Genomic DNA, 23,723 nt, shown 5'->3' on the forward strand with positions numbered 1-23,723 from the left:
GTGTGACGATGCATTTGGGGTTAGTATGTTCATCGACAAGGCGCTTGCGCGCTTCAAAATTCAGACAAAAGTTCTCGTTTTCATTTGTCCGTTCGTCATCAGCATTTCGGCTGTCGGCCTGACGGGGATCTATGCGTCGGGGCTTTTGCAGAACCGGATCGAGATTTCCAACGGCGTGCTGCAGGCGCTGAGCGGCTTCAAGTCCGTCTATGTCGGCATGGGCGATTTCCTGCGCACACCGAGCGAGGAGGCGCGCGACGCGCTGGAAGCCACGCTGGAGCGCCAGAGAAGCATGCTGGGCGCGCTCGGCTCTGAGGCCGTCGGCGCCGAAGGCAGCAAGGAAATCGGCGAGGCAACCGCCTTGCTGGACGATGTCGGCCAGCGGATCGCCCGCAGCTGGGACCTGTTCAGCAAAGAGACCGCGCTGCATGCCGAGATGGACAAGAGCGTGTCGACGCTGATCAGCGAACAGGACGCCCTGTTGACCTACGCGACCGGCGTGCAGGAGACGCTGGCCGGCGACGAGGCGCAGGCAAAGACTTTGCTGCGCGAAGCCGAACAGATCACCAGCGGCGCCAATTTCATTTCCAAGCTCGTCAGCGACTATAACGACCTGCGGGACCCGAAGGCGAAGCTGGAGCTTCTGGGCCAGCGCATCGGCGAACTCGACACCACGGCAAAGGCGATCACCGAGGCCGTGCCGATCGACAAGAAGGTCTATGGCCAGACGATTTCCGACCAGGCCGGGCAGATCCGCAAGGCGCTCGACATCGGCATCGCCAATGACGCGACCGTCGGCGGGCTGGACCGCAATATCAACCTGATGCGCCCGATGGCGATCCGCCTGCAGGGCATCGCCACGATGAAGGCGCGCACGGCAACCGAAGTGTTCGGCAAGCTGGATGGGCCGACGATCGAGGCCGCCCGGCTTCTGGCCAAGACGCGCCAGGTGCTGAATGCCGTCTCCGACGTCCACCTGGCCGCCGTCCGCTTCCTGGCGACCGCCGCCAAGGAGGATGACGGGATCCTGGCACAGCGGCTGGACGCCCTGACCGAAAAGCTCGATGCGCTGGCAGCGGACAACGCGCTGGAAGGCGAGGGGCGTAGCCATGCCGAGGCGATGAAGCCGCTGGTAGGCAAGATCGGCACCAGCGCCAAGCAGTTCGAAGCGCTGGACGCGGACCGCGCCAACTCCTTCCGGGAGGCGTCGGGCGAGATCGACAGGATCTGGACCAAGCTGACCGACTTCGCCACGCTGCAGAAACAGGTGGCCGGCGAGGAGCGCAACAAGGCCGACACGATTTCCATCGGCTCGACGCTGCTCGGCATTCTGATCGCCATCTTTGCCGGCATTGGCCTGGTGATGACCTTCAAGGGGCCGATCGGCCAGATCACGGCGGCGATGCGCAGGCTTGCCGACGGCGATCTCGACACCGCGATCCGCGGCGAAAGCCGTCACGACGAGATCGGCGACATGGCCCGCGCGCTCGGCGTGTTCAAGGACAATGCCCGCGCCAAGGTCGAGATCGAGGCGCGCAGCGGCAAGGAACGCGCCGCCGCCGACACCGAGCGTGCCCGCACGGACGAAGAGAAGCGCGAATTCGACCAGCAGATCCAGTTTGCCGTGTCCGAGCTGGCAAAGGGTCTGGAGCGGCTGTCGAACGGCGATATCTCGGCGACCATCGACACGCCCTTCATCGGCCGTCTGGAGCAGCTGCGGAAGGACTTCAACACGTCGCTGACCGGGCTTCGCGAGACGATGGGCGACATTGTCGGCAATATCCAGCGGATGGAAGGCAGCGTGCAGCAGGTGGCCCATTCGGCCGAGGAGCTGTCGCGCCGCACCGAAAACCAGGCGGCATCGCTGGAGGAGACGGCAGCCGCCGTCGACGAGATCACGGTCACCGTGCGCTCGTCTGCCGAGCGGGCCCGCGACGCCAACAAGATCGTCACCGACACCCGCTCCAATGCCGACGGATCAGTCAAGGTGGTCGAAAGTGCCGTCGCCGCCATGGGGCGGATCGAAGGGGCATCGAAGAAGATCGAGCAGATCATCGACGTGATCGAGGACATCGCGTTCCAGACCAATCTTCTGGCGCTGAATGCCGGAATCGAGGCGGCGCGTGCCGGCGAGGCGGGGCGCGGCTTTGCCGTCGTCGCCCACGAGGTGCGCGAGCTTGCCCAGCGCTCCGGCGTGGCGGCAAACGAGATCAAGGGCCTGATCAGCGCATCGACCACGGAAGTCGATGCCGGCTCCCGCCTGGTCAGCGAGACCGGCAAGGCCCTGACGGCGATCGGCCAGCAGATCGCCACGATCAGCGGCCACATGCAGGACATGGCAACAGCTGCCCACGACCAGTCCGTCGGCCTCAACGAGGTCAACGGCTCGGTCAACCAGATGGATCAGCTGACCCAGCAGAATGCGGCCATGGCCGAAGAGGCCAGTGCCGCCAGCCGCCAGCTGGCCGACGAGACCAGGGCGCTGATGTCCCTGGTGTCGCGCTTCAACCTGGGCGGCAGCGTCCCGGCAAAGCGCCGCGCGGCGTAAGGGCGGGGCCGGCGACGGCTCGGCAGGCGAGATGGGGGAAGGGCGTCCGGGCGGCGCCCTTTTTCGTGCCCGGCAGGGAGAGCCGAACCCGCCCGCGGTGGCGCGGCGGCGAAGGGCAGGGGACGCCGGACCGGCGCCGATTTTGCTGCGGGCGAGGAAAAGGAAGTCGAAAGGGTGCCGGACAGGCACCCTTTCGACTTGCCGGGAACGGACGACGGCCTGGCGGCGACCATTGTCCACCCGCCGGGTGGCATGCGGCGAACCGCATCGGTGGATGTGCTGGAGGCGCGCAGAGCGTGCCGGGACAGGGCCTAGGCCGATTTACGCAAGCAAGGACCGATCCATGCCGGCTTTGCGCGCCTGCCGCTGCCGCGACGCCGGCCTTGCGCTCCCGCATGCGGGGGCTGACTTCGTCGGATCGCATTCGGTCTTCCAGCTTTGCCACGGTGCCATTGTCTCGTCTCCCGTTTCAATCGGTACTGGCAATGAGTGCTGCCGATGCGCCGGGAAGTTCATTCCGGGTCGCGGAATTCTCGCTGACGGGGTGCAGGGCGTGAAATATTTGAAGCGATGATGTTGATGACTTCAGGCGTATGCATCGCCTGACGGGCAGCGCGGGCCATCCGAGGGGAGGCCTGCAGAGGTTGAGCGGAAGCCTTGTTCATCGCCCCCCGACGGGCTCGGACGGGTGCGCCGGGCGCGGCGCCGTCTTTGGCAGGCGCATTGCGTCGATCCCGCCCTTGGCGTCCGTCAGCGGCCGGTCCGGGTGCGGGCCGGCTCTCGACCGTCAGGCCAATTCGGCTGCGATGATCTCCTGATCGGTGAAGTTCGTCCAGCGGGTCCAGCCTTCACCCTGCACCAGGCCATTGTCGGACAGGTCCTGCCAGCCGCTGTAGCGGGTCGTCGCCTCGCCGACGAAACCCTCGTTCTCGGCATTGGCCTGATAGCGTACATATTCGGAGGAATGTTCGGCGCGGCGCACCTGCTCTGCGGCCCGGTCGATGAAGGTCGACATGAACTTGAAGTGCAGCAAGGCACCCGAGATCCTGACGGCGCTTCGCACCTCGCCGATGTTCAACGACAGCGGCCAGACCTGGTGGGTGGATTTCAGGAACATGCGCTCGCCGCCCATATAGACCAGCGGCGTCTTGTTCAGGGCCGGCCCGTCCCAGATGCGGTCGGCGAAATAGACCCGCCCGCGCACGCCGCCCTTGATCCAGATCGTCTGGTTGCGCCGGTCGAAATGCGAGGCATAGCCCGATCTGTCGAAGAGATCGCAGATCTCCAGCGGGTCCTGGCCGGGCTCGCAGATATTGTCGGCGATCTTGCGCGAGCTGTACATGTCGACCATCACGGTGCGCAGGCTCTGCTCCCCCAGCTTGTCGAGGAACCCGGTCAGCGTGCCGATCGGTGCGGTCTCGCAATGCGGATAGACGAGGAACTCGTCGGCGTCGACATAGAGCACCCATTTCTGACTGCAATAGCGGTTGATCAGCTCATTGACCCAGTCATTGCCGAAGCGGGCACCCTTGTAGGACCCCGTGCTGGAGAAGACCGAAACATCCGCTTCCGCCGCCAGATACTCCGTCGTGCCGTCGCTCGAGCCGTTGTCGATGCAGATGAAGTGCTCAATGCCGAGCTTGCGGTAATAGGACAGGAAGTAGCTCAGGCGGTGCACCTCGTTGCGCACGACGAAAACGACGACGTGCCGCGCCTTTTCCAACCCCTTTTGCAGGGAAACGCGCTTCACTTCCTTGCTTTTCCAGGATCGACGTGCGCGTGCCTTGAGATAATGCGCAAGGCTTGCTGGTGATGTGTCGCGGCTCATGGATATTCCCGATGCTGGTCTCGACCTGACGGCGGCAGGTCAGCTGCCGTCGATGGCGGATATTCTACACGGCGTAGTCTCCGACAAGGAGGCCCCTTACGCGGGGGTTGGAGATCTTGCCGCCGAACTCGTGGGAGAGCCGCTCGCGAACCGAGCGCAGCTTGTAGACGAGCCAGCGCTCCAGGCTGATACCCTTGTACAGCGAGCGGAAGACCGGATCTGCGGCCCGCAGCTGCCGGTAGACGCGGCTCTCGGCGGCACTCCAGGGAAAGAATGTGCCATGCCAGGGCTTCGGGTGGGCCATGTAATGGACCACGGCCAGCGACTCCCGCGGTGCCAGGTGCAGGAACTGCTTGGGGAAATTCCACTTGTTCGACACGAGGATCAGCGACGATCCGCAGACATAATTCAAGGCGCCCTGGTCGTGCTTGCCGTCGCAAACCGCCGGATTGGTGCGGAAGACTTCGAGCGCTTCCCGGCCGATCCAGCCCTCCCGATTGAATTTCAGGAAACCGGCGTTGAAATAGAAGCTCTCGCGACCGTTGTTCAACATCTCGGAGATCGAGGTGTAGTCCCGGGCGGCAAAGAATTTGCCGGCGGGCACATAGGCGTTTTCCAGCGCCGCAAGGCTGCCGATGACCTGCGTGTCGCCGTCCAGATAGATGATCTGCGTGTACTGTTGCGGCAGGACCTGATCAAGGACCAGCTTGGCCATCGTGCTGACGCTGATCCGCCCCTGGAAATGTTTGGCGTCGAGCTCTCCCAGAGCCGACAGGAGTTCGGCTTCGGCATCGATGAGATAGACGTTGCGGTCGGCCAGAAGCGCCTTCAGCTCGTCGAAGACATCGAGCGGTTCCGACATCAGGATGACGACATCGGTCGAGGGCAATGCATGGTCTCTCGCCTGCAGGGCCGACAGGATGGTGGGGAAGACGTATTGAAGATCTGCGACATAGACGACGCATTGAGTGTTCATCGCGATGATCCTTTCCTGAATATCTGATGTTTGGACGCTCGGCTGTGCGCTTTCCGGCCGACAGGCGACGCCAGGTCCCGGACCAGGGCCCGGGCTGTGAGGCCGCTTGCAGGCCGCAAGCGCGGCACGGAGGCCGCGTTCATGGGGCCAGCCCTCTGGCCGAACGCAGAAAGGCCGGCAGGGGTGTTGGTATCTGGACAGCGGCCACAGGCCTGGCGGCCGCGACCTTGTGCGTTTGCGTGGCGCCCGCAACCAGGCCCGCGGTCACACTGAACAGCAGCGACAGATCGGTGCTGCTGCCCGATATGCTGGCCGACGCGATCAGCGACAGCGATGCCATGAGGGCTGCCAAGGCGCTCTCATTGTTGCGAAGGCCGTGCCCCGCGCGGGCGTTCTGCACGACCCTGATCAACTGAAACAGGAAGATCAGGAACAGAAGGGTTCCGATGATGCCGACATTGGACAGCAGCGCCACCGGAAAGCTGGACGCGCGAACGGTGCCGAGCCCGGCGCCGAATGTATCGGTTTCGAGAAACGAGATCAGCGCCAGCGCATTCCAGGCGGTGCGCTCTTCCCCCGACTGCGAGTCGGCCTTGTCGAGCAAGGTCATGCTGACGAGATCGTAAAGCGCGCCCCAGACATGCGGAAGCAGCATGATGCCCAGGCACAGGCACGGAACCACGAAGGCCAGGGTGGCAAAGAAGATCGAATAGCGGCGGTTCCAGCGGCGGCCGATCAACCGTTTCAGCGCAATGAAGAGCAGCATGGCCAGAACCAGGGCACCGGCGACATAGGCGGTGGTCGATGTGCAGAGCACGATCGTCACCCCGATCAGCAGGGTCACCGGGCCGGCGACGGGGCTTGCATATTCTTCCAGCCACAAGGTCGCCGAGAAGGCAAACAGCGCCAGGGCGGTGGTACCATAGGCGCTCGCCTCGGGATAGGAGCCGACGATGCGCTTGAAACCGCTGATCGTCTCTGCCGTGTGCATGGTGTAGTTGGCATTGCGCAGGAAATCGAGCATGTCGGGCATGCCCATGAAGAAGGTCGACACGTCGACGACGGCAAAGGCCAGGCATGCACATGTCGTGGCCATCAACATCCGCGTCACGAAGCGGGTATGGCCCAGACGGGCAAAGCTGCACACGAGCCCGAAGCAGACGAGGTCACCGAGAAGGTAGACGGACTGGGTGAGGTTCGCGGTTCCCGGCGCCAGGGGCGATGCGATGGCCGACATGGTGCCCGTCGCGCTGCGTGCGGAGGAATAGACCAGGGTTGCGCCCTGGAATATGCGCGGCAGGAAAAAGGCCGAGAGCACCGAGAACAGGATATAGGCTGCAAACCAGAAGCCCGGGCTGCGGTAGCGAAAGCTGGCGGCAAACGGCTGCCACAGCGACGGCTGCAGCACGATCGCAAGCGTCGCGAAGACCAGCAGCAGATGGCTTGGCTGGATGCTCGCGCCGCCCAGGGCCGGCAGCTGGATGGCCGCGGCAGCGCCGAGCAGGGTCGAAACTATCATGCCGCCGATCAGCCAGCGCATTCCCAGGAACAGCGAGAGGAGGCCGAACTGAGCGACGATGAAGCCGATCGGTTCAATGTTCATGACCACCTCCGGCACGGCGGCGTCCGGCTGCGGACAGCTGGCCAAGCGGGCCCGCCGTCGCGCAGATATCCCGGTGCGCCGGTGATGGTCGTGGCGAGATCATCGCTTGATCCCGCTCTCTTTGAGGTCGATGGCGCCGCTGCCGATGCCGGCCAATGCCGTCTGCGACGGGCTCTTCGACGGCAACAGCGCCGTGGTGTCTGCGCCAAGCGGGTGGGCAATCTGCAGAAGGTCATGCGGAAGAAGCGGTGTCGTTTCGTCGGCCTCGATCACCACATCGCTTCCGTCCGGCTGGCGTCGGGTGATCAGGAACTGCCGCTGCACCGCCTTGCTGCCGTCCCAGTCGTCCTGGTCGCCGGCGACCTGCTGGCTCAGATCGGCTTCTTCGCCGAGCAAATGCGCCACCTGCATGTCGATCGCGGTCTTGCGCAGCGCCATGTTGACCGTGTTCAGCGCCTCCTGGTTTTCGGCATTGCTCTTGTTGACGATGTCGGTCTGCTCCCGCTGGCTTTCGGCAAGGTTCTGCTTGGCCTTCGTCAGCGCAATCTCGAGGTCGAGCAGGCTGCTGCTTTCTTCCGCCAGGCCGCGGTTGAGCGAAAACTGGCGGCTGTTGTTGGTCAGGCCTTTCTTGATCAGCGCCTGAACGGTATCCAGCTCCTCGCGGGCCAGATCGACCTGCTTTTTCTGCGAGACGATCTTGGCTTCCAGATTGGCGATCTCCTGCCCGTAGAGCCGTGCGGCGGCACCGGCCGCATCGACACGGCTTTGCAGCTGGACCCGCCTGAGATGCATCAGGTTCGTCTCGTCATCCTTGAGCTGCTCGATATCGGGACTGTCCCTGAGTTCGTCCGGAATCTGAAAATCGTCGTTGCCGGCGATTTCGGCAAGCAGCCTGGCGCGTTGCATCAGCAGGTCCCGCTTGCTGACGACCGCCGTTCGAAATGCGCCGGCGGCCTCGATGCTGTTGCGCTGGAACGAGGCGTCATTGCCGCGCAAGCGCAGATATCCGCCGGCCAGCGACACGGCCTTCATCACCGTCAGATTGGTCTGGTAGGGGAATTGTCCGGGAGTTTCGACCATGCCGGTCACGAAGACCGGGGCATGGACCGCAACTTCGACCGCGACGAACAGGCGGCCGGGCAGATTTGCCGTGGCGGTCAGCTTCTTGGCGATCATGTCGGAAAGCGAGTCCGCGGTCTGTCCCGCGGCGGAGATGCGACCGGCGATCGGCATGGATATGCTGCCGTTGGCATCGATCAGATAGTCGCCGCTAAGGGCATCGGACGGCGCATATTGTCCGTCTGCAGCCCGCCATTCGACAACCCGCACCGCCAGCTTGTCGTCCGGCACGAGCATCTCTTCGGCCGCGTGGCAATACCCGGCGGCCGACATCGACAGGAGCAGGATCGGCAGCATCCGGAGGGTCGGGATGGCCAGTCTGAGCGCATTGATCTTCATGGCGTGGTCCTACTCATTTCGGATGGGGTGCTTGCGCCGCGCGGAGAAAACTTCAACACGCGCAGGGGCGACAAACGGCCCAGTACAAGTTCAATCAGGCCGAGAACATTGCCCTGCAGTCGGCCGCGCCGGTCGATGGCGCGATCGAACAGCGCGACGCCGCGGATATTGGCCAGGATATTGCGGGCGATCTGGGCGGTTGCGCGTCCCGTCGCCATGGTGCCCTTGCGGCTCAGATAGACGGGATTGGCGATCTGCGAATAGCCGAGCCGAAGCCCGGGCTGGCGACCGGAGCGGACGCCCAGGTGAACGCCGACGGCATCCATGACCTTCACGGAGCGGCCATGGCTGGCGATGGCCCGGCTGAAATCCACGTCCTCCAGCCAGGCGTAGAGCGGCAGGCTCTCGTCAAATTGCAGGGCGTTGCGTTCCACGGGCTGCAGGCGCAGCGCCATGTTGCAGCCATAGGCATTGTAGACGGGCGTAATCTCGCCGCTTGCCCGGTGCGGTTGCGCAAGCGCTGCCGCCGCGTCATCCATGGTCAGCGGCAGGTCGAGAATCCCGTCGGCCAGGACGTTTCCGGTCGCGATCACGATGTCGGGATGGTCGTTGAAGGCCTGCGACATGGTCTGGAGGTAGAGCGCGTCCGGAATGAAGTCGTCGTCAAAGAACACCAGCAGGTCGCTGCGGCCGACGGCGGCCTGCAAGATGGCATTGCGCTGATGGGTCAGCCCCCGCCGTCCGACCAGAAGGCTGACCTGCGATGCCTGGGCCAGGTGGCCGGCATCCTGCATGTCGGGCACGCAGACGAAAATCGGCGTATCCCTGGGTAGAATATCGATCAGGTGACCTACCGTCTGCTCCAGCACGCCCGGGCGGCCCGCCGACGCGATGCCGACGGCCACCCGCAGCACCGTCTGAGCCTGCCGGTTTTCGGTGGCGGCGCCGGACGGCGCGCTAGCGGATGCTGCATCACGGGGACTGCTCATAGGAATGTCTTTCTCGGGGCCCGATTTATGATCGCGCCCAGAACCTCGGATCCGGCATTGCGCAGGCTGTCGATCCCCGCATCGACGTCGTCGATCGTCGTCCGGGCATAGTCGATGACCATCAGGACGCCGTCGAATTCGGGGGCGACGGCGATGGCATCCGAGAAGGCCGACAGGGCGGACAGATCGAAGAACACGGCGTCGTACTGCTTCTTCAGGGTTTCCAGGTCGAATTCCGTATGGCGCGAGCTCATCATCAGCGCTGGCGCGCTGTCGGCCACACGGCCGATCGGCAGGAAGTCCAGCCGGGCTGCGATTTCGAACACCGCTTCGGGCAAAAGGCTTGCATCTTCCGCCACATCGGCAAGACCGAGTGCCCCGGTCGCACCGAATTCCGCAGTCAGCGTCTGCGCACCGGGATGCGCGATATCGACCAGCAGCGTCGTTGCGCCGGATCGGGCGCTGGCGACCGCCAATTCGCGTGCAACGGTAGAGGCGCCGGAATGCGGATTGGGCGACACCACCCCGACGGTCACGCGCTGCCGGCGACGCAGGGCAATGGCGAGCGCCGCGAGCTTGCCCATCCCGTCCTCACCGATGCGTGGCGCAGCATTGGCCGCCGGCGGTTCCGAACCTTCGGCATCGACCGGCGCATGAAAGCGCTCGATCGCGACGATCGAGGAAAGGCCGGTTGCCTGGGCGACCTGCTGCGGACGCGAGATCCTGCGGTCGCCTGCATGGCGGATCATGGCGGCCATGGTGCCGGCGCCGGCGCCGAGCAGCAGGGCAAAGGTCAGGATCAGGCCGGCACGCGGCGTGGCCTCCGACAGCGGCGGCGTGGCCAGCGATACGATCGTGGCGTCCGGCACGGGATAGGAAATCTTCTGCTTGGCGTCCGACAGCTTGACGAGCGTCGACTCAAACAGGCTCTTGCGCGCATCGGCAGCGCTCTGCAGCTCGGCCAGGCGGAACTGGTCGCGCGGATTGCTCTTGTAGTTGATCAGATCGTTGGAGGCCTCCGCGAGAGCTGATTTCTGCTCCTTGACGAAGGTTTCGAGCCAGTCGCTGTATTGCCGCGCGGACTGCGCATTCATGGCGAGGTTCTTGGAAATATATTCCTGCGCCACGGCATTGGCGATATTGGCGGCCTTGTCCGGGCTGGAGGCGCTTGCGGAGATCTCGATCATCGTCGAACGACCGATGCGCCGAAGCGAAATCATGTCCCCGAGCCGGGCAATGATGGCGTGGCTCTTGCGCTCCTGGCTGGACCTGGCGCCGTCGCCCGCGTCGGCATCACTGCCGTCCGCCGCGCCGCGCAACCATGCCTTTGCCTGCAGCTTGACCTTGTCTTTCAGGGATAGCTTCTGGCTGCTGAAATCGGGATCCTGCGCCAGGTCGAGCTTGGTTGCGGCGCCACCCAAGACGTCGCTCGATCGGGCAATTTCCAGCTGCGCCTCGACGAAGGCATCCTCGGCCGACGCGCGCTGCGCGTCCGAGCCGCTGGCCGGGGGCACGACCATGAGCTGTGTCTGGGCGATGAAGGTCGGAGCGGTGAAGGCTATCTGCAGTGCGGCGAGAAACAGCGTCACGACGCAGCCGGCGACAATCCACTGCCAGCGCATCCGGAGAAAAAACAGGATCTCCCGGAGGGCGGCCGGCGAGGCGGGTTCGCCCGGGGGTACCTGTCCCGGCGCTGGCGGGGCGCCATGCGACGCGGGTAGGGACCACGAATTGACCTGATGATGCGAAAAACCGGAATTCATGAGGTTGTTCATTGGATACGCCATAGGTTGACCGCGTCGAAGGGGCTCAGTAGGAGCCGCGCTTCGACAAGAGGATCGGGACTGTCTTGGCAATGATTGCGAAATCATTGAGGATCGACCAGGTCTGGTAGTATTCGACGTCGAGCTTCACGCGTGCGTCATAGCTGACATCGTTGCGGCCGCTGATCTGCCATTTTCCGGTGAGGCCGGGCCGGGCCGCCAGGTAGAAGCCGATATATTCGCCGTAACGCGGCATTTCGTCGGCGGTGATCGGTCTGGGACCGACCAGGCTCATGTCGCCGCGAAGGACGTTCAGCAGCTGGGGCAATTCGTCCAGGCTCGTGGAACGCAAGACCTGACCGAGGGTGGTGATGCGCGGGTCGTTCTTCAGCTTGCGCGTCGCGTCCCATTCCTCCCGCGCCGCAACATCGTCTTCCAGCAGCTGCTTCAACCGGGCGGCGGAGTCGATGCGCATGGTTCGGAACTTCAGACATCCGAACCGCGTGCCGTTCAGGCCCACCCTCTGGTGGCTGTAGAAGATCGGTCCCTTGTCCATGCTCTTCAGCAGCAGTGCCAGGAGCCCGAAAACCGGTGCGAGCAGGACCAGCGCCATCGCTGCAGCCGAGATATCGAACGCTCTCTTGCCCCAGTGGCGAAGCGTCTTGCGACGGTCGAAACCAAGCATTGGGCTGTTTCGGTAGTGAGGACCCTGCCAGCCGTCCTCAATCTTGACGCCATCCATTTCGCTCATATCGCACTCCATGCATCAAGGGATGGCCTGAGCATGGGTCAAGGAGATTTTCGTGTATGTGACCGAGGTCATATAGGTTAATAAATAATTTAGGTAGTTAAATAAGGGAGGGTTCCGAGCCCTCTTCCTATGCGGGAATAGGACATTTATACAACTTTACTTTGTATCGATCGTTTGCGTTGGCAGGCGTCGAAAAAGATCCAGTATTTGAAAGGCATTTTATATAAATCGGATGTTGTTTTGCTGCACGTCGCCTTTGGTTTTTCTCAGTTAAGATGCTGCTTTAAAATAATATGTTGACTAATACTGTGGCTGCATTACCGTGCACCGCAACATAGAAGAAAAGCGCGGTCGCCTAACTCAGTGGAGTCAATACATGGTTATGTCATCGACTTTTCAGGAAAGTGGTTCTGTAGAAGCAAATGCGCCCGTCCTGCGTGCAGATAAGCGCAAGCAGAAATCGCCTTGCGATATGTTTAGCATAGAGAGGCCAAGCATAAGATACTTCCGTCGCGGCGATGTCATCGCTTCTGCAGGAACGCTTCTGGATTCCTTTGTAAAAGTGCAACATGGAATTGTTACGGGCAGCACGACCCTTGCCGATGGGCGTGAATTCATCATCGAGATTATTCCGCAACGCGAATGTTTCGGCGAGCTGCAGGTTCTTCGCCGCAAGCGTCTGACGCTGGAATATCGCGCGGCGAGCGAGTGCGAACTGCATTTCTACGACGGCCGCAACCTGCGCGAGCGCCATGCCAGCGATCCGGAATTGCGTGAACGCCTGCTGACAAAGGCATTGGCGCGGGTATCGGATCTCGAGCTGAGGATGATCGAGAATGCCGCCTCCAGTCTCCAGGCGCGACTTGCGATCATGCTGCTGCGGCTCGCCGACAGCTATGGCCGCGACACGCCGGCGGGCAAGGAAGTGATGATCTCCCAGCATGACCTGGCGGCAACACTGCCGGCGTCGCGGGAAAAGGTGAACCAGTGCCTTCGGCGCTTGCGCCAGAACAAGGTGATAGACCAGGCCCCAAGTCGCGGACGTATCTGCATCCTCGATCCGGAGGCTTTGCAGACCTACGCGGAGCAAGGGAGCTTCTAGCGCGCGGCGGGCGCCGTGAGCGCCATCGCCAGGAGTGCAGCACCGTCAGTTGATCGATCGGGGCAAGCGCGATGCGTCGCGCGGCTGCGGCGAAGCTTTGCGTGAAGAAAAGGGCTCTGGCGCATTGAAGGCGCGGTTTCGAGCGTGAAGCCAATCAGTGGTAAGGGAGTAGCCGGTGGCGATATTCGACGATTTCCATTCGCAAGAGTGGCCCAACGCGACCCGTGCCGTGCCCGAAGGTTCCGTCATGCGCGACCGGTCAGAGGTCTGCTCTGCTGCTGGCGGGTTTGCGCCTGACGGGCAGAAGCGAGCGCCGGTCGATGCGGTGGAGGCGATCGAGCGGGTCGTGGTAATCGACGATTATTCGGTTGCGCGCGGCGGGGCGACGACGCTTGCCCTCAAATCCGCCGAACTGCTGCGCGGTCTCGATATTCCCGTCACTTATATCTGCGGCGATGCGGGCGCGCAGCCGCGCCTTGCCGATGCCGGAATTTCGGTGGTGCCGCTCGGCGGAGCGGACCTGCTGCATATGTCGCGGGTCAAGGCGCTGGTCACCGGGATCCACAATGCCGCAGCAGCGCAACTGCTGCGCGACTGGATTGCCGCCAACGACACGCCGGGCACCGTCTACCATGTCCATGGCTGGTCGAAGATCCTGTCGCCCTCGATCTTCAAGGCGCTTGCACCGGTTGCCGACCGCTGTGTCGTGCATGCCCATGATTTCTTTGCCGCATGCCCGAACGGTGCCTATTTCGACTACCAGGATCAGGCCGTCTGCGATGCCCGGCCCGGCAGTTTCGGCTGTCTGTCGAGATCCTGCGACAAGAGAAACTATGCCCAGAAGCTCTGGCGCGCGGCGCGCGGCGTGAATGTCGAACGCCTGCTGCGCGACAATGCGGTCTTCGGCCGCATCATTCTCCTGCACGACAAGATGCGTCCCTTTTTCGAGCGCGCCGGCTACGACGCGCAGCGCCTGACAACCATTGCCAACCCCGTCAGCGTGGCAAGCCCGCAAAGGGTCGAGGTGGAGGCCAACAGGGAGTTCTTCTTCATTGGTCGCCTGGATCCGGAAAAAGGCATCGAGGATGCGCTTGCCGCGGTCGAGATGGCAGGCGTGAAGCTCTGCGTCATCGGCGACGGCCCGCTCCTGCCGAAGGTTCTGGCCGCCGGCGACAATGTCCGGTGGCTGGGCTGGCTGTCGCATGAGGAGATCGCGGCGGCGATCAGCGGCGCCCGCGCACTCGTCATGTCCTCGCGCTATCCCGAACCTTTGGGGCTGGTCGCGGTCGAGGCGGCAAGTTTCGGCGTACCGGTGGTGATGACCGAGCAGGCCTTCATCGCATCGGACATGGTGTCCGCCGGCATGGCGGTCGCCTGCGACACCAGCAGCGCCGACATTCTCGCCGCCAGACTGCTCGAGGTCCTGGACATGCCCGAGGCGGTCATCCGGACAATGAGCGAGATTGCCTTTCGGGACTGGCCGAGCCTTGCCCTGACGCAGGCGCAATGGCGCGACGCGCTGATCGAGCAATATGCCGGCTTGCTCCCGGAAAAAAATGCAGGACAGACGGTGCGTGCCATCGCATCGGGAGGGTTTCTACAATGAGTGTCGAACCAGTGAGCCTCGGCTCGAACGCCTATGATTCCTACGACGAACGGGCTGCCGGCCGCGGCGGCAAGCCGGGTTTGCGCGTGGCGATCGTCCACTACTGGCTGGTCTCGATGCGCGGCGGCGAAAAGGTCGTCGAGGAATTGTGCCGCATGTTCCCCGAGGCGGAGATCTTCACGCTGGTCTGCCGGCCGGAACGTCTGAGCCCGCTCTTGCAAAGCCGCAAGATCCATACCTCCTTCCTGCAGAAAATTCCGGGCGCCAAGCGGCATTATACCAAGATGCTGCCCTTGATGCCTTTCGCGCTGGAGCAGTTCGACCTGCAGGAATTCGACCTGGTCATCTCCAGTGAATCCGGCCCGGCCAAGGGCATCATCACGCGCGCCGATGCGCTGCATATCTGCTATTGCCATTCGCCGATGCGCTATGTCTGGGACCAGTTCCACACCTATCGGCGCGGCCTGCCCTGGATCGGCCGGATGATGATGAATATCTCGGCGCCGATCCTGCGGGCCTGGGATGTCACCACGGCCGCCAGAGTGGACAAGTTCGTCGCCAATTCCGCCTATGTCGCCCATCGCATCAGGCGCTTTTACGATCGCGGCGCCGATGTCATCCATCCGCCTGTCGCCGTCGACGATTTCAAGCTGGGCGAAGGCAAGGGCGAATTCTATCTCTATGCCGGCCAGTTGACGGCCTACAAGCGCCCCGACATCGCGGTGAAGGCCTGCACCGAAAGCGGGCGCAGGCTCGTGGTCATCGGCGAAGGCGAGCAGGAAGCCTATCTGAAATCGATTGCCGGGCCGACCGTCGAGTTTCTCGGCCACCAGTCCTTCGACAGCCTGAGGGATCACATCTCTCGCTGCAGGGCGCTGCTGTTTCCCGGCGTCGAGGATTTCGGCATCCTGCCGGTCGAGGTCATGGCCTCGGGACGGCCGGTGCTTGCCTATGATGCCGGCGGCGCCCGCGAAACGGTATCCGCCCCGGCCGTCGGCCTTCGGTTTGCACGCCAGACCGTGGAAGGCCTGCTCGGGTCGATCGACGCCTTCGAAGAGATCGAGAAGGACATGCAGCCGGCGCTGATCCGCCAGCATGCCCAGAAGTTTTCGGCCGCCGTCTTCCGCGAGCGGTTCGGCAAGCTCGTCGATGACAATCTCGCAGGCCATACCGATGCGCAGTATCGAACCCGTGCCTGATGCGGTGACGCGAGTGGGCCGCCTGCCTGCCGTCGCCGATTGGAGCGGTTCTCCGCCTTCGCCGTGTGCCGCAGGGGAGGCGCGTCGGCTAGAGCCGATGGGCCGACAGCAACAGATCTAGGGTGACAAGTGGCAACCATCTCACAGCGTGCAACCATAGCCAGTATCTGGACCGTTGCCGGAAAGTTTGCGGCGCGGCTTCTCGATTTTGTCAGCCTGCTCATTCTTGCACGCCTTCTGCTGCCTGAAGATTTCGGCCTGGTTGCCATCGCCACCTCCTTCCTGGCGATCATCGAGGCGGTTCTCGACGTGCCGCTGGTGCAGGCACTGTTGCGGCAGCAATCGCTGTCCAAGGCCATGTTGCAGACCGCCTTTACGCTTGGCCTGCTGCGCGGTCTCGGCGTCTTTCTGGTGATGGCGGTCGCGGCCTGGCCGATCACGCTGTTTTACGACGATGCGCGGCTGGCGCCGCTGGTGCTTGTGCTGGCGCTCGGGCCGGCATTCCGCAGCGTCTACAGCCCCGGCATGGTGCTTTACATGCAGCGGTTCGACTTCAAGCGGGAATTCTGTCTCGACCTCGTGGCGAAGTCCTGCACCCTGATCGTTGCCGTGAGCGTCGCGCTTGCCACCGACAGCTACTGGGGGCTGGCCATCGGGACCGTATCGGGTGCGTTTGCGGCGATGACGATATCCTATGTGTTTGCGCCGCTGCGACCGAAGCTGACCCTTTCCCAATGGCGGCTGTTCCAGGACATGATCGGCTGGAACGGCGTGGCGCAGGTGCTCGATTCCATCAACTGGCAGCTCGACCGTCTTCTCCTGCCGCGGTTCACCAGCATCGCTGTGGTCGGCGCCTTCAATGTGGCGGACATGCTGGCGGGCATTCCGCACCAGACATTCGTCGGCCCCTTGCTGCGCCCGCTGATGGCAGCATTTGCAAGCGTCGACGATGGTCGCAAGCGGATCGCCGCCTATCTGAAGGCCACCAGTGCGGCCACCCTGGTGGCGACCCCTGCGCTGCTGTCGATCATCGTTCTTGCAGATCCGATCGTCAGGGTGGTGATCGGCGACAAATGGCTCTCGGCAATCGGCATCCTGCAGATGCTGTCGCTCGTCAGCCTTGTCGGGATACCCTCAACGGTCATGCCGCCGCTGGTGATGGTGCTCGACAAGACACGCTATGTCGCCTTGCAGCGGTTTATCGAGTTCTGCTTTCGCGTGCCCGTGACGCTGGCCGGCATCGTGCTGTTCGGCATCAACGGCGCCCTCGGCGCACGGCTGATTGCCGTGCTCGTCGCCTATGCGGCTTCGCTCTTCATCGTCCGGCGCGTCCTGGGCGCCTCCATCCGGTCCCAGTTGATGGCCTATCTGAGGCCCCTGCTGGCCGGTGTGCCGATGGTGGCGGTGTTGCTCTACCTGCAACCCTATCTGCATGTTCTACCGGCCGGTCTCAAGCTGGCCGTCCTGCTCGGCCTGTGCGGGGGGCTCGGTATCGCGGTCTTCGGCATTGCAGCGCTGCTTCTCTGGCAGCTGGCCGGCAGGCCGGAAGGGCTGGAAGCCATCATCTATCGTCGCCTGCTACTGGCGCTGAAGCCGCTCGCCGGCGGCCGTCTGGCACGCATTCTGATCAAGGGGGGCCGCTTCATGCGCGTGGCTGCGGTTCTGGGTATCATCATCGTCTTCGGCATCCTGGCGGACGCTCTTCTGGGGATCCGGCCGACAATGGCGCAAAAGCAGCTCGATCTCAGTGAATACGATCTGACATTCCGGGAGGATTTCGACCAGCTGGACGTGTCGGCCTGGGGCGAGCGCCCGTCGCGCTGGATCGCGCATACGCCGTGGAACGGCGATTTCGGCGATGCCCGGTTTGCCGATCCGCAGGAGGGCTTTCCCTTCACCACCAAGGACGGAATTCTCCAGATCGAGGCGAAGAAGGACGAGGAGGGTGTCTGGAGAAGCGGGCTGCTGGCCTCGACCAATCCGAAAGGGGAGGGCTTTTCGCAAAGATTCGGCTATTTCGAGGCCCGCATGAAGCTGCCGCCCGGAAAAGGCGTGTGGCCGGCCTTCTGGCTCATCGGCGTCGACCGCTCGCAATATACGGCCGAGATCGATGTCATCGAATATTATGGCCGGGTGCCGTGGGAGTTCAGCAGCGGTTATCACATCTGGCGGCAGAGCCACGGTGGCGAGGACACCTCGGGCGGGCACTGGACGACGGTCGAAGACAACGGAATGCTGAACAATGCCTTTCACACCTATGGTGTCGACGTCGGCCCCAAGACCACCACTTTCTATCTGGACCGCAAGGCGATCTGGAGCTTCAAGACACCGGCCGAATTCGACATGCCGCTCTATCCGCTGGTCAATCTGGCCCTTGGGGCCGGCTGGCCGATAGACGAGACGCCGGACCCGTCGATCCTCGAGGTGGACTATATCCATGTCTACCAGCGCAAGGATAATCACCATGGCGACTAGTCGGGCTTCGGGAAATCTCCTGCGGGGTGCGCGCGAAATCCTGCTCGCTGACATCTTGGCCGGTGCAGATGTCGAGGCCGGCGCCTTTGCCGGTCAGGCCATCTGCAGCTCAGCCAACGGCTTCCTGATGCGTCGGGACCGGGGCCGGCGATGTCTCGGTGTTCCCCGCCATGGCTTCGGCGGAGACGTATTCCATCTCGCGCGCAATCGCCTGCATGGCGTGCGGCTCCAGAATGGCGCCGACAATATTGCCGCTGATGTCGCGAAATCGCACGAATATCTCGCCGGTGCGGCTGAGCTTTATCTCGTCCAGCCCGGTGATGCGGAACGGTCCGTGGAATGATTTTCCCATTGTTCTTCTCCCTAAGGTAAATAAAATGTAAACAGAAAATTTCCACGAGTCAATTATATTTGCGTCGGCGTTAAGTGTTGTTTCGAGTCTTGATGTAATCTTGCCTGAAAGCATATCTTGCTGTCTTTTATATTTAAAAAATGTTTGGATATTTCTTTGGAAGGCGTGGCGGCGCGCGCGTTCTCCTGCATGAAGTTGCTTGCAGCGGTGCGGCGGATGAGCGAGCGAGCCCGGTCAAAACATCGCCCGCCTGGCTGTGCAGCCATGCGGGCGAGGATTTCCAGCGATAGGGTTTTGGGGCGGCCCGGTGCTTCTGCGGTGCTCGACGGTTTCTGGCGCCCGGGCTCATCGAGCGCTTGATGGTTGTCAGGGGATGGCGCGTGTCACGATGACCGGGGTGAGGAGATCGCCCCAGTTGCCGTCGCCGCCGTGATGGCGGGCGGCGCGGACGAGTTCCACCGAAACGCCGGCTTCGACTGCCTTCATCACCGCCTGGTTCAGCCGGTGCAGGTCGTTGGCGAGCATGCGGATCGCCGCCTGCTGGTCGTTGCTCATCGTTTCCGATTGTTCCTCGGCGCGTTCCTTGACGCGGGTATGGGCGATATTCATGGCATTCATCCTCTTGTTGTCAGGGGTTGTTGATGGTCGTCGGTCTGTCCGGTGCCTCTGTTTTCGCGTGTCCCTTCGCCCCTTATTCCGGCCTCGCCCCGCAAACGGGGAGAGGTTGGAGTGGGAGGCGTTGGCGCAGCACGCCGACCCGGTGCAGGGGTAAGGCCGGGACGGCGGGATGGCGGTCGCAAACGGAAGGGCCGTCTCCGGGCGCGCCGGCGACAGGGTCACTCTGCTGCCGGGCGGAAGCTCGCCTTGTCCGCGGCGGGCACGAACTGCTCGTGCTCGGTGGAGTCGCCCATCGCGGTCGTCGAGGACTTGCCGCCGGAGATCGCCAGGGAGACGGCATCGAAATAGCCGGTGCCGACCTCTCGCTGGTGCTTGGTGGCGGTATAGCCGTTGGCCTCCGCGGCGAATTCCGCCTCCTGCAGCTCCGAATAGGCGGCCATCTGGCGAGCCTTGTAGCCGCGGGCAAGCTCGAACATGCCGTGGTTCAGCTGGTGGAAGCCGGCGAGCGTGATGAACTGGAACTTGTAGCCCATGGCCCCCAGTTCGCGCTGGAACTTGGCGATCGTCGCATCGTCGAGATTCTTCTTCCAGTTGAACGAGGGCGAGCAGTTATAGGCAAGCATCTTGCCCGGATGCGCCTTGTGGACGGCCTCGGCGAAGCGCCGGGCCTGGTCGAGATCCGGCTTGCCGGTCTCCATCCAGATCAGGTCGCAATGCGGCGCATAGGCGATGGCGCGCGCTATGCACGGCTCGATGCCGTTCTGCACCCGATAGAAACCCTCCGGCGTGCGTCCGGCATCGGTGTCGACGAAGTCGCGGTCGCGTTCGTCGATATCCGAGGTGATCAGCTTGGCGGCTTCCGCGTCGGTCCGGGCGATGATCAGCGTCGGCACGCCCATGACGTCGGCGGCAAGCCGGGCGGCGGTCAGGTTGCGGATATGGGCCGCCGTCGGGATCAGCACCTTGCCGCCCAGATGGCCGCACTTCTTCTCCGACGCCAGCTGGTCCTCGAAATGGACGCCGGCAGCCCCCGCCTCGATGAAGGCCTTCATGATCTCGAAGGCGTTCAGCGGACCGCCGAAGCCGGCCTCGGCATCGGCGACGATCGGGGCGAACCATGTCTCGACCGACAGGCCGTTGCCCTCCTGCGTCTCGATCTGGTCGGCGCGCTGCAGCGTGCGGTTGATCCGCTTGCAAAGCTCCGGCGCGGCATTGGCCGGGTAGAGCGACTGGTCGGGATACATGGCGGACGCTGTGTTGGCGTCGGCTGCGACCTGCCAGCCGGAGAGGTAGATCGCCTTCAGCCCGGCGCGTACCATCTGCATCGCCTGGTTGCCGGATAGCGCACCGAGCGCATTCACGTAATCTTCGCTCTGCAGCAGCTGCCAGAGGCGATTGGCGCCCATTTCGGCCAGCGTGTGGCGGATCTGGATCGAGCCGCGCAACCGCTTGACCTCGGCGGCGTCGTAGGGGCGCTCGATGCCGCCATAGCGGCCTGCCGGTGCGTTCGGAATCAGGTTGTCAAATTCAGTCATAGCTTACTTTCCTCTCGCCTCAGGCGGGTGGTCCCGGATGAGGTCTCCTTCATATTCCCTGGTGTGTGACTGGATTTACATTGCCCCGCACGGTCCAGCCAGAGCAAAATCCGCAGATTTTCAGTAAAAGAGGTTAGATTGTCTTGTCTGTGACCGCGTTGCATTGTAAATATGTAAATATTGTAAAAGATATTTGCGGCCTGTGTCGGTGATGTAAAGATCGCGACCGATGGCGGGTGGCGAGGGGGCTTGGATGGCAGAGACGAAGATTTTTGCGGGGCCACGCCTGCGGCGGATCCGCAACCGGCTGGAGCTGACCCAGACGGCGATGGCGGCCGAGCTCGGCATTTCTCCCTCCTATCTCAATCTGATCGAACGCAACCAGCGGCCGCTGACGGTGCAGCTGCTGCTGAAGCTGGTGGCCGTCTACCGGATCGAGCCGGAGGAGTTGCAGGGCGTCGGCGGCGGGGTCGGCCAGCTGCGCGAGGTTTTTGCCGATCCGCTGATCGCCGCCGAATTGCCGGGTGAGCAGGAACTGGTGGAGGTGGCCGAGATCGCGCCCAATGTGTCGGCCGCCATTACCAAGCTCTACCGCGCCTACAAGGAGCAGGCCGGCCGGCTGAGCGATCTCTCGGCCATTCTGGCGCGCGAGGGACACGAGACGGCACTTGCCGGCACGCGCCTGCCGATCGACGAGATGCGGGCGGTCTTCGAGCGGCGCGCCTTCGTCTTTTCCAGGCTCGATGCCGCGGCCGAGGCCTTTCACGGCAGGCTGCAGCTGTCGTCGCCGGATGAGCTGCCGGCGGCGCTGAAGGCCTATCTGAAATCGGAGCATGGCATCGTCGTCAGCCCGGTGCCGGCCCATGTGATGCCGGATCTGCGACGCCGGTTCGACCGCCATTCCATGCGGCTGTTCCTGTCGGAGCGGCTTGCTCCGCCCGATCGCCTGCAGGAACTTGCCGCGGAGGTCGGCCTTCTGGTCTTTGCCGAAGAGATCCTGCGGGAACTGGAAGCGTTGAAACTGTCCGGCAGCGAGGCCCGGCGGCTCGCCCGCTTCGAGCTTGCCCGCTACGCCGCGCTGGCGCTGATCATGCCGCTTGCAGCCTTTGGCGAGGCGGCCGTGCGTCTGCGGTATGATGTCGAAGCGCTTGCGGCCCGGTTTTGCGTCTCCTTCGCCCAGGCCGCGACGCGGCTGGCCAGCCTTGCGCGGCCGGGGACGTCTACCATCGCCTTCTTCCTGTTGGAGGTCGACCATGCCGGCAATGTGCTGCGCAAACGTGGCGCCGACGGATTTCCGCAGGCAGGCTTCGGCGGCGGCTGCGTCAAGCTTGGCGTCCATGCGGCCCTTACCCAGCCGGGCCAAGTGCTTGCCGATCCGATCGAGATGCCGGACGGTCAGCGCTTCCTGACGGTCAGCCGCACGGTGGAAGGGCAGCCGGGCGATTTCGGCGATCGCGTCAGGCGCACCGCGCTTCTGCTCGGCTGCGAGCTGGAGGCCGGGCAGTCGACCGTTTATGGCCGCGCGGTCAAGCCGCTGCCGCTGATTGCCGCCGGCCCGGCCTGCCGGCTGTGCGAGCGACGGGGCTGTCTGGCGCGGGCCGAACCGCCGGTCACCCGTCCGCTCGGCCTCGACGATCAGGTCGCGGGTCTTTCCGCCTTCGACTTCCAGTAGTTGGCCGGCTGTTGTGCGGTGCCAGAATTTGGCTCTTGTCGCGCGGGTTTTTCATACTTAGTCTGTCAAAAAAACAACAAGGGAATAGGGGCGGGACCTCTCGCCGGCTGCCGTAAAAACAGGAGAAGCAATCGTGACATCGAAAACCCTCGGGCTTGGCGCCGCAGCGCTCATCGCTCTGGTCGCGGCCGGGTCGGCCTTCGCCGAAGATCGCGTCGTGCACGTCTACAACTGGTCGGACTATATCGACGAATCGATCCTCGACGACTTCACCAAGGAGACCGGGATCAAGGTCGTCTACGATGTGTTCGACAGCAACGACATCCTGGAAACCAAGCTGCTGGCCGGCGGTTCGGGCTATGACGTGGTCGTGCCGACGGCACCCTTCCTCGCCCGCCAGATTCAGGCCGGCGTGTTCCAGAAGCTCGACAAGTCCAAGCTGCCGAACCTGAAGAACATGTGGCCGCAGGTCATGGAGCGGCTGGCCAAATATGATCCCGGCAATGAATATGCCGTCAATTACATGTGGGGCACGACCGGCATCGGCTACAACGAGGACAAGGTCAAGGCGGCGCTTGGCGACGACTTCAAGGTCGACAGCTGGGACGTGCTGTTCAAGCCGGAAAATGCCGAAAAGCTGAAATCCTGCGGGATGAACATTCTCGATGCCTCGGACGAGACATTCGCCACGGCGCTCAACTATCTCGGCAAGGATCCCGACAGCAAAGACACCGCCGACCTGCAGGAAGCCGGCGACGTCTACATGAAGGTGCGCCCGGACACCCGGACCTTCAATTCGTCCTCCTATATCGACGATCTTGCCAATGGCGACATCTGCCTGTCGATGGGCTGGTCGGGCGACGTGCTGCAGGCCCGCGACCGCGCCGACGAGGCCAATAACGGCGTCCACATCAAATACGTGATCCCGAAAGAGGGCGCCTATATGTGGTTCGACAACCTGGCGATCCCGGCCGACAGCCAGCATGTCGAGGAAGCCCACGAATTCATCAACTACCTGATGAAGCCGGAGGTGATCGCCAAGGCCTCGAACTATGTCCAGTATGCCAATGGCAATCTGGCCTCGCAGCAGTTCATCGACAAGGAAGTGCTCGACAATCCCTCCGTCTATCCGGACGAGGAGACGACCAAGAAGCTGTTCACCATCACGCCCTACGGGCCGAAGGAACAGCGGGTCCTCAACCGCATCTGGACCCAGATCAAGACGGGCAGCTGAGACACAAAGAGGCT

General features: G+C 63.2%; 17 protein-coding genes and 1 pseudogene. 8 read left to right on the forward strand and 10 right to left on the reverse strand.

The window, feature by feature from the left end; genetic code table 11:
• Positions 1-25: 25 nt before the first annotated feature.
• Positions 26-2,548 carry a methyl-accepting chemotaxis protein gene (locus J2Z17_RS23000; RefSeq protein WP_209948768.1) on the forward strand — a complete coding sequence of 841 codons (2,523 nt, stop codon included), beginning with the start codon at positions 26-28 and terminating at the stop codon, positions 2,546-2,548.
• Between the two features lie 787 nt (positions 2,549-3,335).
• Here the strand turns inward: J2Z17_RS23000 and J2Z17_RS23005 are convergent.
• The 7 genes from J2Z17_RS23005 to J2Z17_RS23035 form a co-directional block, all read right to left on the reverse strand.
• Positions 3,336-4,376 carry a glycosyltransferase family 2 protein gene (locus J2Z17_RS23005; protein ID WP_209948770.1) on the reverse strand — a complete coding sequence of 347 codons (1,041 nt, stop codon included), beginning with the start codon at positions 4,374-4,376 and terminating at the stop codon, positions 3,336-3,338.
• 64 nt (positions 4,377-4,440) lie between these two features.
• Positions 4,441-5,352 carry a glycosyltransferase family 8 protein gene (locus J2Z17_RS23010; RefSeq protein ID WP_209948772.1) on the reverse strand — a complete coding sequence of 304 codons (912 nt, stop codon included), beginning with the start codon at positions 5,350-5,352 and terminating at the stop codon, positions 4,441-4,443.
• 139 nt (positions 5,353-5,491) lie between these two features.
• Complete coding sequence (locus tag J2Z17_RS23015) at positions 5,492-6,955, reverse strand: hypothetical protein (protein ID WP_209948774.1); 1,464 nt, start codon at positions 6,953-6,955, stop codon at positions 5,492-5,494.
• A gap of 99 nt (positions 6,956-7,054) precedes the next feature.
• A complete protein-coding gene (locus J2Z17_RS23020) occupies positions 7,055-8,413 on the reverse strand; it encodes a polysaccharide biosynthesis/export family protein (protein ID WP_209948776.1) in 1,359 nt (452 codons plus the stop codon).
• Entirely contained in the window at positions 8,410-9,402 is a 993-nt protein-coding gene (locus J2Z17_RS23025) for a glycosyltransferase family 2 protein (RefSeq protein WP_209948779.1), read from the reverse strand. The genes J2Z17_RS23020 and J2Z17_RS23025 overlap by 4 nt, the downstream gene beginning before the upstream one ends.
• Positions 9,399-11,177: a polysaccharide biosynthesis tyrosine autokinase gene (locus J2Z17_RS23030; RefSeq protein ID WP_245224296.1), complete on the reverse strand. Its 1,779-nt coding sequence runs from the start codon at positions 11,175-11,177 to the stop codon at positions 9,399-9,401. The genes J2Z17_RS23025 and J2Z17_RS23030 overlap by 4 nt, the downstream gene beginning before the upstream one ends.
• Before the next feature lie 34 nt (positions 11,178-11,211).
• On the reverse strand, positions 11,212-11,850 hold the full coding sequence (locus tag J2Z17_RS23035) for a sugar transferase (RefSeq protein ID WP_342454453.1): 639 nt from the start codon (positions 11,848-11,850) through the stop codon (positions 11,212-11,214).
• A gap of 442 nt (positions 11,851-12,292) precedes the next feature.
• Between J2Z17_RS23035 and J2Z17_RS23040 the strand changes: the two genes are divergently transcribed.
• The 5 genes and pseudogenes from J2Z17_RS23040 (at position 12,293) to J2Z17_RS25480 (ending at position 18,298) form a co-directional block, all read left to right on the forward strand.
• Positions 12,293-13,018, forward strand: a complete 726-nt coding sequence (locus J2Z17_RS23040) for a Crp/Fnr family transcriptional regulator (protein WP_209948781.1) — start codon at positions 12,293-12,295, stop codon at positions 13,016-13,018.
• Positions 13,019-13,265: 247 nt separating this feature from the next.
• Positions 13,266-14,624, forward strand: a complete 1,359-nt coding sequence (locus J2Z17_RS23045; RefSeq protein ID WP_209948821.1) for a glycosyltransferase family 4 protein — start codon at positions 13,266-13,268, stop codon at positions 14,622-14,624.
• A 116-nt stretch (positions 14,625-14,740) separates the two neighbouring features.
• The gene (locus tag J2Z17_RS23050; protein ID WP_245224304.1) at positions 14,741-15,823 is read left to right on the forward strand and encodes a glycosyltransferase; all 1,083 of its coding nucleotides are present in this window, start codon (positions 14,741-14,743) and stop codon (positions 15,821-15,823) included.
• Positions 15,824-15,952: 129 nt separating this feature from the next.
• A pseudogene (locus tag J2Z17_RS25475) lies at positions 15,953-17,404 on the forward strand (oligosaccharide flippase family protein); the annotation flags it as partial.
• Positions 17,405-17,467: 63 nt separating this feature from the next.
• Positions 17,468-18,298, forward strand: coding sequence for a glycoside hydrolase family 16 protein (locus tag J2Z17_RS25480; protein ID WP_209948823.1), 831 nt, complete (start codon positions 17,468-17,470; stop codon positions 18,296-18,298).
• A 109-nt stretch (positions 18,299-18,407) separates the two neighbouring features.
• Here J2Z17_RS25480 and J2Z17_RS23065 read toward each other — a convergent pair whose 3' ends face one another.
• From J2Z17_RS23065 to aceA, 3 genes are all read right to left on the reverse strand, one after another.
• Positions 18,408-18,650 carry a hypothetical protein gene (locus J2Z17_RS23065; RefSeq protein WP_209948786.1) on the reverse strand — a complete coding sequence of 81 codons (243 nt, stop codon included), beginning with the start codon at positions 18,648-18,650 and terminating at the stop codon, positions 18,408-18,410.
• A gap of 366 nt (positions 18,651-19,016) precedes the next feature.
• Positions 19,017-19,268 (reverse strand): SMc00767 family acetate metabolism repressor, encoded by a 252-nt coding sequence (locus tag J2Z17_RS23070; RefSeq protein WP_209948788.1) that lies wholly within the window; start codon positions 19,266-19,268, stop codon positions 19,017-19,019.
• Positions 19,269-19,486: 218 nt separating this feature from the next.
• Positions 19,487-20,803, reverse strand: a complete 1,317-nt coding sequence (gene aceA / locus J2Z17_RS23075) for an isocitrate lyase (RefSeq protein ID WP_209948790.1) — start codon at positions 20,801-20,803, stop codon at positions 19,487-19,489.
• A 253-nt stretch (positions 20,804-21,056) separates the two neighbouring features.
• Here aceA and J2Z17_RS23080 point away from each other — a divergent pair, with 253 nt between their 5' ends.
• Together J2Z17_RS23080 and J2Z17_RS23085 are read left to right on the forward strand one after the other, a co-directional pair.
• A complete protein-coding gene (locus tag J2Z17_RS23080) occupies positions 21,057-22,475 on the forward strand; it encodes a helix-turn-helix domain-containing protein (protein ID WP_209948792.1) in 1,419 nt (472 codons plus the stop codon).
• Between the two features lie 133 nt (positions 22,476-22,608).
• Positions 22,609-23,709, forward strand: coding sequence for a polyamine ABC transporter substrate-binding protein (locus J2Z17_RS23085; protein ID WP_209948794.1), 1,101 nt, complete (start codon positions 22,609-22,611; stop codon positions 23,707-23,709).
• Positions 23,710-23,723: the final 14 nt, after the last annotated feature.

This window comes from Heterorhizobium halophytocola, assembly GCF_017873095.1.
GTDB classification, from domain to species: Bacteria; Pseudomonadota; Alphaproteobacteria; order Rhizobiales; family Rhizobiaceae; genus Allorhizobium; species Allorhizobium halophytocola.

Bases quoted from the DNA above. Each gene is read 5' to 3' on its own strand.
- J2Z17_RS23000 (WP_209948768.1), top strand. From the start codon at position 26: ATGTTCATCGACAAGGCGCTTGCGCGCTTCAAAATTCAGACAAAAGTT.
- J2Z17_RS23005 (WP_209948770.1), bottom strand. From the start codon at position 4,376: ATGAGCCGCGACACATCACCAGCAAGCCTTGCGCATTATCTCAAGGCA.
- J2Z17_RS23010 (WP_209948772.1), bottom strand. From the start codon at position 5,352: ATGAACACTCAATGCGTCGTCTATGTCGCAGATCTTCAATACGTCTTC.
- J2Z17_RS23015 (WP_209948774.1), bottom strand. From the start codon at position 6,955: ATGAACATTGAACCGATCGGCTTCATCGTCGCTCAGTTCGGCCTCCTC.
- J2Z17_RS23020 (WP_209948776.1), bottom strand. From the start codon at position 8,413: ATGAAGATCAATGCGCTCAGACTGGCCATCCCGACCCTCCGGATGCTG.
- J2Z17_RS23025 (WP_209948779.1), bottom strand. From the start codon at position 9,402: ATGAGCAGTCCCCGTGATGCAGCATCCGCTAGCGCGCCGTCCGGCGCC.
- J2Z17_RS23030 (WP_245224296.1), bottom strand. From the start codon at position 11,177: ATGAACAACCTCATGAATTCCGGTTTTTCGCATCATCAGGTCAATTCG.
- J2Z17_RS23035 (WP_342454453.1), bottom strand. From the start codon at position 11,850: ATGCTTGGTTTCGACCGTCGCAAGACGCTTCGCCACTGGGGCAAGAGA.
- J2Z17_RS23040 (WP_209948781.1), top strand. From the start codon at position 12,293: ATGGTTATGTCATCGACTTTTCAGGAAAGTGGTTCTGTAGAAGCAAAT.
- J2Z17_RS23045 (WP_209948821.1), top strand. From the start codon at position 13,266: ATGCGCGACCGGTCAGAGGTCTGCTCTGCTGCTGGCGGGTTTGCGCCT.
- J2Z17_RS23050 (WP_245224304.1), top strand. From the start codon at position 14,741: ATGCGCGGCGGCGAAAAGGTCGTCGAGGAATTGTGCCGCATGTTCCCC.
- J2Z17_RS25480 (WP_209948823.1), top strand. From the start codon at position 17,468: ATGCGCGTGGCTGCGGTTCTGGGTATCATCATCGTCTTCGGCATCCTG.
- J2Z17_RS23065 (WP_209948786.1), bottom strand. From the start codon at position 18,650: ATGGGAAAATCATTCCACGGACCGTTCCGCATCACCGGGCTGGACGAG.
- J2Z17_RS23070 (WP_209948788.1), bottom strand. From the start codon at position 19,268: ATGAATGCCATGAATATCGCCCATACCCGCGTCAAGGAACGCGCCGAG.
- aceA (WP_209948790.1), bottom strand. From the start codon at position 20,803: ATGACTGAATTTGACAACCTGATTCCGAACGCACCGGCAGGCCGCTAT.
- J2Z17_RS23080 (WP_209948792.1), top strand. From the start codon at position 21,057: ATGGCAGAGACGAAGATTTTTGCGGGGCCACGCCTGCGGCGGATCCGC.